This is a genomic window from Sphingomonas benefaciens (genome assembly GCF_052907485.1).
Genome location: NZ_JBREIC010000002.1, coordinates 531386 through 544748, shown reverse-complemented (window position 1 = coordinate 544748; position 13363 = coordinate 531386). Strand labels below are relative to the sequence as shown.

Below are 13363 nucleotides of genomic sequence, written 5' to 3'. Positions count from 1 at the left end.
CCTCCGCATCCGGAAAGGAGAAGGCAGAGAGCGAACAGGCGAAGTCTCATCGGACTGGCCCCGACCAGCTTCGCCCCTGCGGCTCGCCGACCTGATCGACGCTCAGCCGCCGCCGCTTTTCCGGCGTATGCTGTGGCAGGTCACGGACATAGGCCGCCAGTTGCCAAAGCTGCTCCGGAGGCACGCGCTTGGCATAGTCCAATGGACCGTGCCGATGCGCGATCGACGCGAAGACCTCATCGAAGCTGCCGCCGTGGCGCCAGCGGCCATCCACGAGGTCGCGCACTCCGGAAGCGCCCTCGTCATGGCAGGCAGTGCAGCCATACCACCGGAAATAGCGGCCGCCCTGTGCGACCTGATAAACATTGTCCTGATAGTAGCCGATGCGGGGATCCGCGGCGCCCCTCGGCGCGGTCTGCGGCAACGACGGCCCGATATCGCGCGCCTCTCGCTGGCACCCGGCCAGCAACAAAGCGGCAGCAAAGCGAGTAGTAAGATCGCCGAGCCGAAACCGCATCCCGCTCCCTTGTGCCTATGATCCGACACATATTGTTACAGGAACGGAGCCAGGTCGCATTGTGCTGGATCAACCTGAAAGAATGATGGTGCCTCGACGGTGATGCGGCTGCCAAGGCCCAGTTGCGGACGCTCAAGGCACCTCTTCCCGTCCCCAGCTTCGGACGCCCGTTCAGCTTGCGGTGTCGGGGGGGATGCTGGCGGAAGCGCCGTGCTTCGCTTATATAGGATTGAAGGAGAATCGAGGGTCATGGCTAAGGGTCAACACGTCGTTCCAAACGCGGGTGGTTGGGGAGTAAAGAAGGCGGGCGCGTCGCGCGCGTCGAGCGTTCACACGACGCAAGCCGAAGCGATCGCAGCAGCTACGCAGATTGCACGCAACCAGAAGACCGAACTCTACATTCACGGCCGTGATGGACGAATCCGCGAGCGCAATTCCTATGGAAACGATCCCCATCCGCCTAAGGGCTGATCGTGCCGCCTTTTGACCGGTCGGTCTTTGTAAATTGCCCCTTCGACGACGATTTCGCGCCAATCCTGCAGGCGATTGCCTTCTGCATAACCGATTTGGGTTTCTATCCCCGTCTCGCCCCTGAAAACGCCGACAATGCCGCTAATCGGCTAGATCGCATCTTAGAACTCGTCCGTGGCTCGAAGTACGGCATCCATGATCTGAGCCGCTGTAAATCGACCCAAGCCGACGAGTACGCGCGGCTGAATATGCCATTCGAACTCGGCATTGATCACGGATGCCGGAAGTTCGGTGGAGGTCAGCTTACCGGGAAAGCCATCCTTATTCTGGAGGCGACCCGTTACGATTATCAGAAGGGCCTTTCCGACATCGCCGGATGGGATATCCACCCGCATGGCGGCGACTACATCGAAGCCGTTCGAAGCGTCCGGACATGGCTCGTGCGGCAGGCCGGAGCAGTTTCCCTTGGTGCATCCCGCATCCTCGGACATTACGCTGCCTTCCAAGAATGGTATTGGGAACGCGAACTAGCGCTCGGTGCTTCAGAGGATGACATTAAGGCTTATCCAACCGTGCAGATGGTTGAAGCGATGCGCGAATGGGTCGACGCAGGCCGCCCTGTCTGAGGTCGTTCAACCTACGGTTTCGCTTGTTCCTGGCTCACTCGCCGCCGCAGCCACCAAGGCCCAGAAACCGACGTTAAGCGGCATTTGTGCGGCTCCCAAAAGTCGACGTTCGTTCACATGCGTGCCGGTCTTCCAGGGAAAGCACGCCGGTAGGCTCTCAGCAGCCTAGCCCCTAGTGAAGGGTGGCCCGCGTACCTTGATAGTGAACAGCCGGGCTACCTCTCCAGGTGCTACTGTTTCATCGACATGGCCTCCCCAAGTCGGTTAACCGAGGTCGGCACCTAAGGAACTGCCGATGCTCCAAAACGCACTGCTCGCCGCTACCGCTCTCTCCATGGCGATTACCCCGGCGATATCTGCCGGCCCGTTCGCCCAGCGTAGTTCCTTGCCCTATGAGGCGCCGCCTTTCGACCGCATCCGGGATGCCGACTATCAGCCGGCGATCGAGGCCGGCATGGCGGAAAGCCTGACCGAGGTGCGGCGTATCGCCAGCAACCCGGCGCCTCCTACGTTTGACAACACGATCGTCGCACTGGAACGGCAGGGCGAGATGCTCGGCAGAGCGCAACGGGCGTTCGGCCAAGTCACACAGGCGAATACCAATCCTACGCTGCAGGCTGAGCAGGCCGCGCTCGCGCCCAAGCTTGCTGCCTATGGTGACGCCATTCACCTTGACCCGAAGCTGTTCGGCCGGATCAAGTCACTCCACGACCGAAAGGCTACGCTGAAGCTCGACGCCGAGCAGTCGATGCTGCTCGATCAATACTATACCGATTTCGTCCGCGCGGGTGCGCAGCTGTCGGCCGGGGATCAGGCCACGTTGCGCGCGCTGAACCGCGATCTTTCGACGGCGGGCATCGACTTTCGGCAGCGGCTGCTCGCGGCAACGAAGGCAGGGACTTTCGTCGTTTCCGACCCCAAGCTGTTCGCCGGCCTAACCCCAGGCGAGCTCGAGGCCGCTGCGCGCGACGCGGCTGATCGAGGCATGGCCGGCCAATACGCCCTGCCACTCCAGAACACGACCGGACAACCGGCCATGCAATCGTTGAACGTCCGCCAAACCCGCCAGGCGCTGTTCAATCAAAGCTGGACCCGAGCGGAGAAGGGTGACGCAAACGACACGCGCGCGACGATCCTCAAGCTGATCGCGCTGCGAACCAAGAAGGCGAACCTCCTCGGCTATCGCACGTGGGCCGACTATTCACTTGCCGAGCAGATGGCAAAGACACCGGACGCCGCCCGCGGGTTTTTGAACGCACTCGACGCCCCGGTCGCGGCGGCGCAGCACACCGAGGCCGGCGAGCTGCAACAGCTGATCGATGCGGACCAAGGCGGGTTCCAGCTGCAGCCATGGGACTGGCCTTACTACGCCGAGCGGCTCCGCCGCGCCCGGTTCAACCTCGATGAAAACGAGACCAAGCCGTATCTCGAGATTTGGAACGTCCTCGAAAACGGCGTCTTCTTTGCCGCCAATCAGCTTTACGGGATCACGTTCAAGCGGCGGACGGACATCCCCACCTATCATCCCGACATGCGCGTCTACGAGGTATTCGAGGCGAACGGGACGCCGCTCGGGCTCGCCTATTTCGATTACTGGAAACGCGACAACAAATCCGGCGGCGCCTGGATGAACAGCTTCGTGCCTCAATCAAAGCTGCTCGGCACCCGGCCAGTCATCTCGAACACCGCCAACTTCACAAAGCCCGCGCCCGGTCAGCCGGCACTTATCACCTTCGAAGACGTGCGCACCATGTTCCACGAGTTCGGCCACGGCCTGCACGGGCTGTTCGCGAACCAGACATATCCGACGCTATCCGGCACGGCGGTCGCGCGCGACTTCGTGGAGTTCCCGTCGCAATTCAACGAGCATTGGGCGCTAGAACCCCGCGTGTTGGCGCACTACGCCCGTCATTACCAAACCGGCGCCCCGATGCCGCAAGCGCTGGTCGACAAGATCAAGCGGGCCGAGAAGTTCGATCAGGCCTATAGCTTCGGCGAAACACTCGCGGCAGCGCAGCTCGACATGGCATGGCACTCGGTAGGCGTCGACAATCTGCCCAGCGACGCGGACGCATTCGAGGCTCAGGCGCTTGGCGCTACGGGGCTGGACGTCGCGCATGTGCCGCCGCGCTACCGGTCGAGCTATTTCGCCCATATATGGGGCTCGGGCTATGCCGCGGGTTATTACGCGTACCTGTGGACCGACATGATCCAAGAGAACATCTACGAGTGGTTCCAAGCCCATGGGGGCATGACGCGCGAGAACGGGCAGCGCTTCCGCGACCTCGTGCTGTCGCGCGGGCACACGCAGGATTACAACACCATGTTCCGTAACATGGTAGGCCACGATCCCGAGGTCGCCCCGCTCTTGCGAAAGCACGGCCTGACGCAGTGACGAGCGGCGGCAACCACCGCACGCTTGCACCATGTGCGGGGGTTCATCACCCCCGCATGTCACGAGCCAGGGTCGCTGCCGCCGGCCGCGGACCATATGTGAAATGCGGAATTGGCGTTGCAGGCGGATAGACCCAGAAAAGGAGATAGGCGGTCAATCTGCGACGTTCCGAATGCCGTCGTTGGTTCAAGTCGCGACTGGCAATGCCCTCAATCCACGGCTCTTAGAGCCCGAGTCATAATTCGATCTTTGCGATGCGTCGGGTCATTCGGCTCCTGGAATCGATGAGGTGCCAAGCTTCGGAGCACGCGATGGTTGCCTCCAATCCTTGGCCGGGCGGCGGCATCAATTGAGCCATGCGATGGTGCGCTCGATCACACATCGGCGGGACAGGACGACGAAGTGATGGACGTCGGAGCGCTTGACAATTTCAATCGCGAGGCGATCGAGATGCTCGACGGCGGTCGCTAGCTTCGATCCGGCATTGCCGCCATCGGCAAAGAGGCGTGACAGCGACGGATAGGCGTCCTGCCAGCGTGCGATGAGATCCGGCGCGCCATCGCGATCCTGGATGTCGGCAGGTCGCACCAGTCCGTCAAGCAGGTCGCCCGCCGTATCGCTCGCGATGTGACGCTTTTTCCCCCTTATCTTCTTGCCGGCGTCATGGCCGCGCGGCCAACCGGCGTCGGTGGTCTTGACCAGCGGGCTGTCGATGATGCCTGCCGCCGGTCCGGCCTCGGGGCCCTTGGCGACCCGAGCGTACAGGGCGCCGCACCGACCGAGCGACGGACGATGGTGGAGGCGCGGCTCGACTTGGGCGAAAGCACTGCTGGCGCTCAACGAAGTGTTCGTGGGCCACCGCAGCCATCAGTCCGCGCGCTATACGTTGCCGGCGGGCGACGCGGAGGAGAACCAGTCTTCGAGCGGGCTTATCGTCACATCCGGCACCGGCGCAAAGCCCCAGCGCATCGTGTTCAGCACACGGCTCTCGCCCTCCAGCCGGGCAACGAAGCCGGGCTTGCCGGCGCGGCATAGTCTTTCTCGACCGCCAAGCTGTTGCCCGGATCCTCCGCCGCCGCAAGCGCGTCGAAATAGCCGCGGGGGTCGGTCTTGATGCTGTAAAGATTGCACATTTCGCCGTTCGATCATGAGCGGTAGCGCGACACAAGCTTCTTCCACGTCGCCCCGTCCGGATAGGGCAGCTGCGCGCCGGTCAGCGGATCGCGCCCGACGGTGAGGCGGGGGCGGATGCGGACGGCGTCGCGCCCGGCACAGAGGGCGCAGTGCAGCCGCTGCCGTACCGCGGACAGCGCATCGTCCCAGCCGCGCCGCTGGAAATGCCACCAGAGCGGCACGGCGTCGAGGATGCGGGCATGGGGGCAGCGGGGCAGTTCAGGCGCAGCTTCCGCTTGTGCAGCACGCATTGCTCCAGCGTGCGGAGGCGGCCTACAGCGCGCCGAAGGGCTGCGTGCCGCCATTGTGTCCCTCATGCTCTCTGCCTCGCCTCCCCGGCCAAGGGGATGCTCAAGAGCCGAATTGGTCCCTCGACTCGGCGTGCAGATCGCCTTGGGCAGCCAGCAGTCACACCCTCGAAAGTGAGGCTCGGCGAACTTTGCTGACAATGTGCCGACAGTGGCCCGACTGAACCCATTGTAAGCAGCCACTTTCAAGGCCCGCTTCCGCCAACCGGCGGCAATATCAGGGAAAAATGGTGCTGCCGGTGAGGATTGAACTCACGACCTCAGCCTTACCAAGGATGCGCTCTACCACTGAGCTACGGCAGCACTCGCGTCGGGACGCGGGAAGGGCGCCTAGAGACGAGGTGGGGTCGCTTGTCAAGCGCTTGGTGACGCGGCCGGCGTGTTTTAAGGGAAAGCGATGAGCGGACAGCAGGATCGGGCGGCGCGGCTGGCGGCGCAATTGCGGGCGAATCTGCACCGCCGCAAGGCGCAGGCGCGCGCCGCCGACGACTCAGCGATGGGCGACGTGCGCGCCGACGGAGATCAGGCCACTGCCGGCGACATAGGCAAGCCCCGAGCCGAAGGTGAATAGACCGACCATCAGCGCCGCGACCCTCAGCTGACCGGCGAGCATTTTGACTCGAGCCATGCCCTATCCTCTCCGTCGAGCACCGGACCGATCCTAGCGACGACCTCGGCGTGATAGGCATTGAGCCATGAAAGCTCGACCTGGGTCAAGAGCGCGGGATCGATCAGTGTCCGCTCGATCGGCGCGAAGGTCAGGGTCTCGAAGCCCAGCATCGGACGCTCCGGATCACCACCGGGGATCGTCACCGGGATGGTGAGCAGCAGATTCTCGATCCGGATGCCATATTCACCCGCCTTGTAATAACCGGGCTCGTTGGACAGCATCATGCCGGCACGGAGCGGCTCGAGACTGGCGCCACCGGGATAATTGGGCGCGGCGATCCGCTGCGGTCCTTCATGCACCGCAAGATAGCTGCCGATGCCGTGGCCCGTGCCGTGGCCGAAATCGAGCCCCGCCTCCCACAACGGCCGGCGGGCGAAGCCGTCGATCTGCGCGCCGGGCGTGCCATCGGGAAAGATCGCCGTGGCGATCGCGATATGGCCTTTTAGGACGCGGGTGAAGCGATCGCGCATTTCCTCGGTCGGCGCGCCGATCGGCATCACACGTGTCACATCCGTGGTGCCATCGGCATATTGGCCGCCCGAATCGATCAGGAACAGCTGGCCCGGCGCGATCCGCGCGTTCGATGCCTCGGTGACGTGGTAATGGGGAATCGCGCCATGCGCGCCGGTCGCCGAGATGGTCGAGAAACTGGTGTCGCGCAGCAGCCCCGTCTCCTCGCGGAAGGCGAGCAGGCGGGCGGCGGCGGACAATTCGGTCTCGCCACCCTTCGGCCCTTCCCGCTCGATCCAGCGCAGGAAGCGGCTGAGCGCGGCGCCGTCGCGGATCGAAGCGGCGCGGTGACCGGCGACCTCGGCAGGGTTCTTCAGCGCCTTGGCGAGCACCACCGGGTCGCGCAGCGGCAGCACCCTGGCGCCACCGGCGGCGAGCGCTTCGTGGATCGCGGCGACGGCGCGTTCCGGGTCGGCGGCGATCCGCTGCCCGTCATAGCGGCCGAGCGCGCCGGCAAACGCCTGGCGATCGTGGATGCGCACCGCATTGCCGAGATGCTGGCGCAGCGCGTCGTCGACCTTTCCCGGCGCGACGAACAGGTCGGTGGTGCCGTCCGCGGCGACGATCGCATAGCCGAGCGCGACCGGCGTGTGGGCGACGTCGCCGCCGCGCACGTTGAGCGCCCAGGCGATCGAATCGAGCGCGGTCAGCACCACCGCATCGGCGCGCTGTTCGGCGAGCCAGTCGGCGATCGCGGCCCGCTTGGCCGCCGAGGCGACGCCGGCATGCGCATCGTCGTGGACGGTCATCCGCGCCGGCGACGGTTGCGGCCGGTCCGTCCAGATCGCGTCGATCGGATTGGCGTCGACCGCGACCAGCTCTGCCCCGACGTCGGCGAGCGCGGCCCGCATCGCGGCGACCTGGCCCACCGTATGCAGCCAGGGATCGTAGCCGATCCGTTGCCCGGCCTTCGCCTGCCGGGCCAGCCACCCGGCGACGCTGTGCTGCGGCACGTCGACATAGGTCCAGTCGCCGGCGTCGACCTGCTCGCGGACCTGGATGGTGTAGCGGCCATCGATGAAGATCGCCGCGGTTTCGGGGAGCACGACGGCGGTGCCCGCCGAGCCTTCGAACCCGGTCAGCCAGGCAAGCCGCTGCGCATAGCCGCCGACATATTCGCTCATATGCTCGTCGGTCAGCGGGACGACAAGGCCGGCGAGGCCGTGGGTGACGAGTTCGGCGCGCAGCGCGGCAAGACGGTCGGAATGGTCGGTCATGCGTCGTCTATCGGCGTCCCGCCGCTGCGCGGCAAGCGGCATGGCGCCCCATCCCTTCCAACGATGTCGCCATGCTGCGCGATGCAACCATTTTCGTTCTATTCACTACCGTTGTGCCATAGAGAAGGTATTCGCGCCGTTTCTACCGGTCGATCCTAATGTCGCCGGGCCTCGACAAGACTAGACGCAGATCAGATACTGGCGTTAACCACACATTATCCTATTTCTACTACACCGCGGACGATGAGGATCGCCCGATTGGCATATCGACGGCTGTATGCGTCGCTGTACGGTACGCGGCACGACGAGAGTCAGACGATCACGCGGCTGCTACTCTGCCTCGTCCTGCTGGCGCTGTTCGCCTCTGTCGTCACCACCGCCTTTCTGACCTGGCGCGCGGACCGCGATGCCAACCGCCTCGCCGCCACGACGATCGCCGGCGCGCTGGATCGCGAACGGTCGCGGATCAGCAACGAAACCTATATCAATGCCGCCTGGAACGACGCCGCCGACCATGCCTATGGCGCGATGGATCCCCGCTGGGTCGAATCGCAATGGGGCACGCCGATCGGCCATGCCTATGTGATCGATGCGGCCGGGCGGACGCTGTTCGGCCATATCCCCCACCGGCCGGCGCCGCCACTCGACCGGATGATCTCGCCGGCGACGATGAAGGCGCTGCTCGCCCGCCTGCCCGCCACCGAAGCGGCGGTGCGCGCCCGCCACGACGCGATCGTGCTGCCCGGCCGGTTCGGCGGCAAGCGGGCGCTGATCGGCTTTTCGCCGATCGTCCACGAGAAGGGCCCGTCACGACTCGACCGCAGCAGCTACCGCATCTTCGTCGACGTACGCATGCTCGACGCCAAGGTCCTGGACGAATGGGCGCAGGGATTCGGGCTCAAGGACCTGCGCTGGGTCGAATCCGGCGTGCACGACCGCGGCGACGCGACGACGGTGGTACACGACTGGCAGGGTGGCGAACTCGGCACCATCGCCTGGCGGCGGCTGACCCCGGCGATCGGTGCGCTCTATGCGATGCTGCCCGCGCTGGCCGCCTGCCTGCTGATCTTCCTGGTCATCGCCGCTTGGGTGATCCATCTGGTCCGCCGGTTGAGCCGCAGTCTCGCCGCCAAGTCGCGTGCCGCCGAACGCGCCGCGGAACAGGAGCAGATCGCACGCTTCGCCGCGGACGATGCGCGCCACGCCGCCGAAGCGGCGCTGCATGCCGCGGAGGAGGCGCGCCGGGTCGGCGAGGCGGAGGCGCAGCGACGCATCGCCGACGCCATGCGTCACCGCACCGAAATGACCGCCGCCGCCAGTGCGATCGCCGACCAGCTGCAACAGACGATCGGCGCCCTGCTCGGGCCGCTGCGCGATGCCGCCAACGACCTGGACGCCAGCGCGGATGAGACGCTGGCGACAATCGTCGACCAGCAGGGTCAGGCCGAATCGGCGCATCTGACCTCGTCCCGGGCGAGCGAGGCGACCGCGACCCTGCTCGACGGGCTGCGCGTGCTCGCCGCCAATGTCGACGTGATCGCGGGCGAGGCGAAACGGTCGGCGGAGACGACGATCCAGGCGGCCAGCCATTCGGCGACCGCTCAGGCGGCGAATGCGACGCTGGTGCGCAGCGTCGCCTCGATCGAACAGTCCTCGCAACAGATCGCGACGCTGAGCCAGGCGACCAACCTGCTCGCGCTCAACGCGACGTTGGAGGCGGCGCGCGCCGGCGAGACCGGGCGCGGCTTTGCGGTGGTGGCGCAGGAGGTGCGCAACTTCTCGCAGGCGACCGCCGGCACCACGCGCGAGATCGCCGCGAAGGTGCAGGAGATCAGCCAGGCGACGACGTCCGCGGTCAGGGTCAGCGACGCGCTGCGCGGCGCGCTCGATACGCTCGCCGCCTCGGCCGTGCAGACGGTGGAGACCGCGACCCGCCAGCATCAGACCAATGCCGAGATCCGCGAGACGATCGGCGCGATCGAGGCGAGCACGGTGGCGGCGCGCGACACCTTCCGGTCGCTGCGCGAGACATTCGTTCGCACCGCCACCGTCGCGCAGCAGACGCGCACGATCAGCAGCGACATGCGCCAGCGCACCGAGACGCTGCAGCGCGAATGCGATCGGATCGTCGCACTGTTGCGCCGCGCCGCGTAACTCCGCCGGCGGCGGATCAGGCGAGCAGGTCGGCCAGCCGCTCCAGCCGTGCTTCCGGATCGTCATGCCGCTCCTGGAGCAGGAAACGGCCCTTCTTCTCGGTCAGGCCGTCGATCGCCGCCAGATTGGCGTCCTTGCGCGGCGTCAGCGCGATCGCCGCCGGGCCGGCATCGACCCGCGCGATGCCGAGCGTGCGCATCCGTTCGCGGACCCGCGCGACGCCGAGCAGCTGGCGCGCCTCCGCCGGCAGTTCGCCGAAGCGATCCTCCAGCTCCGCCTCGAAATCGTCGAGCGCGGCATCGTCGCGCAGCCGGCTAAGCCGAGCATAGAGCGACAGGCGCAAATCCTCGTCGCCGATCCACGCTTCCGGCAACCGCCCGGCGAGGCCGAGGTGCAGTTCCGGTGTCCAGCGTTCGACCGTCTCGCCGCGCGCGGTGCGCAGCGCATCCTCCAGCAGCTGCTGGTAGAGTTCGACGCCGATCAGCCGCATGTGCCCCGCCTGGGTGTCGCCGAGCAGATCACCGGCGCCGCGCATGTCGAGATCGCGGGCGCTGATCGCAAAGCCGGCGCCGAGCCGGTCGAACGCCTCCAGTGTGCGCAGCCGCTTCAGCGTGCGCGGCGCGATTCCCCCTTCCCCTTGCGTGAACAGCAGCACCTGGCCACGGCGATGGCCACGGCCGACGCGGCCGCGCAACTGGTGCAGCTGCGACAGGCCGAACCGGTCGGCGTGGACGATTGCCATCGTATTGGCACGCGGCACGTCCAGCCCCGCCTCGATGATATTGGTGGCGAGCAATACGTCGCCGTCGCCGCCGCCGAAGCGCACCATCACCTCGTCGATCTCCGCCGCGGGCAATTTGCCGTGCGCCTGCAGAACCTCGAGTTCGGGGACGAGTTTCGCCAGCGTCTCGGCGAGCGGCGCCATGTCGGCGATGCGCGGCACCACGACGAAGCTTTGGCCGCCACGCGCCCGTTCGCGCAGCAGCGCGGCGCGCAGCGTCTCCGGCGCGAAGGCGGAGACGGCGGTTCGGATCGGCTGGCGGCGCGCCGGCGGCGTCGCGATCACCGACATCTGGCGCAGCCCGACCAGCGCCGCCTGCAGGGTACGCGGAATCGGGGTCGCCGACAGCGTCAACACATGGCCGGCGGACAGCGCCTGCAGCCGCGCCTTGTCGGCGGCACCGAAGCGCTGCTCCTCGTCGACGATGACCAGGGCGAGGTCGTGATAAGTCACGCCCTTGCCGGCGACCGCGCCGGTGCCGATTACCAGCTGGATGCTGCCGTCGGCGAGGCCCTGCTTGACCCGACGCTTCTCGGCCGCGGTCGACAGCCGCGACAGGCCGGCAACAGCGATGCCGGTGCCCTCGAAGCGGCGGGCGAAACTGTCGAGATGCTGGCGGGCGAGCACCGTCGTCGGCGCGGCGAGCGCGACCTGCTTGCCGGCGAGCACCGCGATCGCCGCGGCGCGCAGCGCGACCTCGGTCTTGCCGAAGCCGACGTCGCCGATCACCAGCCGGTCCATCGGCCGGCCCGAGGCGAGATCGCCGCGCACCGCCTCGATCGCGGTCAATTGGTCCGGCGTCTCGGAGAAGGGGAAACCGGCGGCGAAGCGCTCGTAGTCGGCGACCGGCGGGTCGAGCACCGGCGCGGTGCGCTCCGCCCGTTCCGCCGCCAGTTCGGTCAGTCCGCGCGCGGTCTGGGCGATCGCGGCGTCGATGCCGGTGCGCCGATCGTGCCAGCTCTTGCCGTCAAGCGTATCCGGGCGGACCGCATCGTCCTCCGCGCCATAGCGCCACAGGCGATCCGCCTCCGCCACCGCGACCAGGCGAGTGGTGTCCTTGGCATGGAGCAGGCAGATCGCATCGCCGGCGTGATCGTCCTGCGGATCAATCGGCGCGATGCCGCCGACGGTGGCGATGCCGTGATCCTCGTGGATGACGGTGTCGCCGATGCGGATGTCGGCGGTCTGCACCAGCGACAGGTCGACGCGGCCGGCAGCGCCGTCCTCGCGGATCGCGCGGCTGCCGAGCAGGTCGGCGGCGGTCACCGCCAGCACGCCGTCACGCCGGAAACCGCGGTCCGCCGGAGCGGCGAGCGCGAGCACCGCGCCGGCTTCGGCGGCGAGCACCGACGGCCAGTCGTCCACCGTCGTCAGCGGTCGGCCGAGCGCCTTGTCGACGCGCTTCGCCAGGAAGCGCAGGTCGCGCGCGCTGCCCAGCAAGGCGACGCGATCGCCCGCCGCGAAGGCGGCCTTGGCGGCGGCGGCGAAGGCGCGCATCGGCGACCTTTGCTCGACGAAACGGGCGGGCGGCTCGCCCGCCGTTGCGATGCGCTCCTGCCGCCGGTCGGCGAGGGCGCGCGTCCAGTCGGCATCGGCGACCATGTCGCGCGCCGCACGCCGGCTGCCCCGCTTGGCGGCGTCGGCGCTGAGCAGCAGCAGGCGCCGCCGCCGCTCGTCCGCCGCCGGTTCGATCACCACGGTGGCATCGGGCAGATGGTCGAGCAGGGTCGAGCGCTTGCCCGTGAGCGGCGGTTCGGCGACGCGGCCGAGCTCGCGCCGTTCGACGCTACCGCTGCTGCGCTGGTCGGCGGGGTCGTAGGTGCGGATCGCGGCGATGGTGCCGTCCGCCACCTCGATGCGCAGCGGCTGGTCGGCATCGGCGGGAAAGACGTCGAGCACCTGTTCGCGGACCGCGACCTCGCCCGGTTCGTCGACGCGATCGTCGGCGACATAGCCGAGATCGGTGAGCATCGCATGCAATTGCGCCAGGTCGCACGGCGCGCCGACTGCGACACAGGGCGGCGTCGCCTCGAAGGTCGCCGGGGCGGGCAGCGCGCGGGCGAGCGCCTCGCCGGTGGTGACCAGCGCCAGCCGCTGCCGCCGCTCGCCGCGCTGGGCGATCCGCGCCGCATGCAGGGCCGAGACGCGCTGGCCGACATTGGCGGGCGAGGCCGGCGCATCGTCGCCGGGCAAGGCATCCGATCCGGGGCAGAACAAGACGGTGGCCGTTGGCATCAGCGCCGCGAGCAAGCGGCTGATCGCAAGCGCGCGCACCTCGTCGGTGACGGCGAGCAGCAGGTCCTGGTCGGCGAGCAGCGCGGCCGCTGCTGCCGCGGTTTCGGCGATTCCGACGACCGGCTGTGGCCCGTCGGCCCGTGGGGTCAGGGTGGCGATCTGCGCCTCGGTCAATGTCCGCAACTCTCCGGTCCCCCGCGTGAATCAGCAAGGGAGAGCGAACGGGCGGCATCGGGGGACGTTCCGGTCGCTTGATCGGGATCAATGCGAAGACGGGTCAATGCGCAGACGGGCGGCGCGACCCAC

At 67.3% G+C, this 13363-nt stretch carries 11 protein-coding genes and 1 tRNA gene; 4 read left to right on the top strand and 8 right to left on the bottom strand.

All coding sequences use genetic code 11. From position 1 onward, the window contains the following. Nucleotides 1-46: 46 nt before the first annotated feature. Nucleotides 47-517 (bottom strand): cytochrome c family protein, encoded by a 471-nt coding sequence (locus ACU5AX_RS10985; RefSeq protein ID WP_446690914.1) that lies wholly within the window; start codon nt 515-517, stop codon nt 47-49. A gap of 249 nt (nt 518-766) precedes the next feature. Between ACU5AX_RS10985 and ACU5AX_RS10980 the strand changes: the two genes are divergently transcribed. From ACU5AX_RS10980 to ACU5AX_RS10970, 3 genes are all read left to right on the top strand, one after another. After that, nucleotides 767-988 (top strand): DUF2188 domain-containing protein, encoded by a 222-nt coding sequence (locus tag ACU5AX_RS10980; protein WP_446690913.1) that lies wholly within the window; start codon nt 767-769, stop codon nt 986-988. A 2-nt stretch (nt 989-990) separates the two neighbouring features. Next, nucleotides 991-1614 carry a hypothetical protein gene (locus ACU5AX_RS10975; RefSeq protein WP_446690912.1) on the top strand — a complete coding sequence of 208 codons (624 nt, stop codon included), beginning with the start codon at nt 991-993 and terminating at the stop codon, nt 1612-1614. Between the two features lie 295 nt (nt 1615-1909). Then, nucleotides 1910-4009, top strand: a complete 2100-nt coding sequence (locus ACU5AX_RS10970) for a M3 family metallopeptidase (RefSeq protein WP_446690911.1) — start codon at nt 1910-1912, stop codon at nt 4007-4009. Nucleotides 4010-4354: 345 nt separating this feature from the next. Here ACU5AX_RS10970 and ACU5AX_RS10965 read toward each other — a convergent pair whose 3' ends face one another. The 6 genes from ACU5AX_RS10965 to ACU5AX_RS10940 form a co-directional block, all read right to left on the bottom strand. Next, nucleotides 4355-4849, bottom strand: a complete 495-nt coding sequence (locus tag ACU5AX_RS10965) for a transposase (RefSeq protein WP_446690910.1) — start codon at nt 4847-4849, stop codon at nt 4355-4357. 134 nt (nt 4850-4983) lie between these two features. Next, nucleotides 4984-5142: a hypothetical protein gene (locus tag ACU5AX_RS10960; RefSeq protein ID WP_446690909.1), complete on the bottom strand. Its 159-nt coding sequence runs from the start codon at nt 5140-5142 to the stop codon at nt 4984-4986. 12 nt (nt 5143-5154) lie between these two features. After that, nucleotides 5155-5433 carry a hypothetical protein gene (locus ACU5AX_RS10955; protein ID WP_446690908.1) on the bottom strand — a complete coding sequence of 93 codons (279 nt, stop codon included), beginning with the start codon at nt 5431-5433 and terminating at the stop codon, nt 5155-5157. Nucleotides 5434-5718: 285 nt separating this feature from the next. Continuing rightward, nucleotides 5719-5793: transfer RNA gene (locus ACU5AX_RS10950), tRNA-Thr, on the bottom strand. A 187-nt stretch (nt 5794-5980) separates the two neighbouring features. Beyond that, nucleotides 5981-6118 carry a hypothetical protein gene (locus ACU5AX_RS10945; protein WP_198353922.1) on the bottom strand — a complete coding sequence of 46 codons (138 nt, stop codon included), beginning with the start codon at nt 6116-6118 and terminating at the stop codon, nt 5981-5983. Beyond that, entirely contained in the window at nt 6085-7887 is a 1803-nt protein-coding gene (locus ACU5AX_RS10940) for an aminopeptidase P family protein (RefSeq protein ID WP_446690907.1), read from the bottom strand. The genes ACU5AX_RS10945 and ACU5AX_RS10940 overlap by 34 nt, the downstream gene beginning before the upstream one ends. Nucleotides 7888-8130: 243 nt before the next feature. Between ACU5AX_RS10940 and ACU5AX_RS10935 the strand changes: the two genes are divergently transcribed. Continuing rightward, nucleotides 8131-10041, top strand: coding sequence for a methyl-accepting chemotaxis protein (locus ACU5AX_RS10935; protein ID WP_446690906.1), 1911 nt, complete (start codon nt 8131-8133; stop codon nt 10039-10041). Nucleotides 10042-10057: 16 nt separating this feature from the next. Here ACU5AX_RS10935 and ACU5AX_RS10930 read toward each other — a convergent pair whose 3' ends face one another. After that, nucleotides 10058-13240, bottom strand: coding sequence for a helicase-related protein (locus ACU5AX_RS10930; protein WP_446690905.1), 3183 nt, complete (start codon nt 13238-13240; stop codon nt 10058-10060). Nucleotides 13241-13363 lie beyond the last annotated feature (123 nt).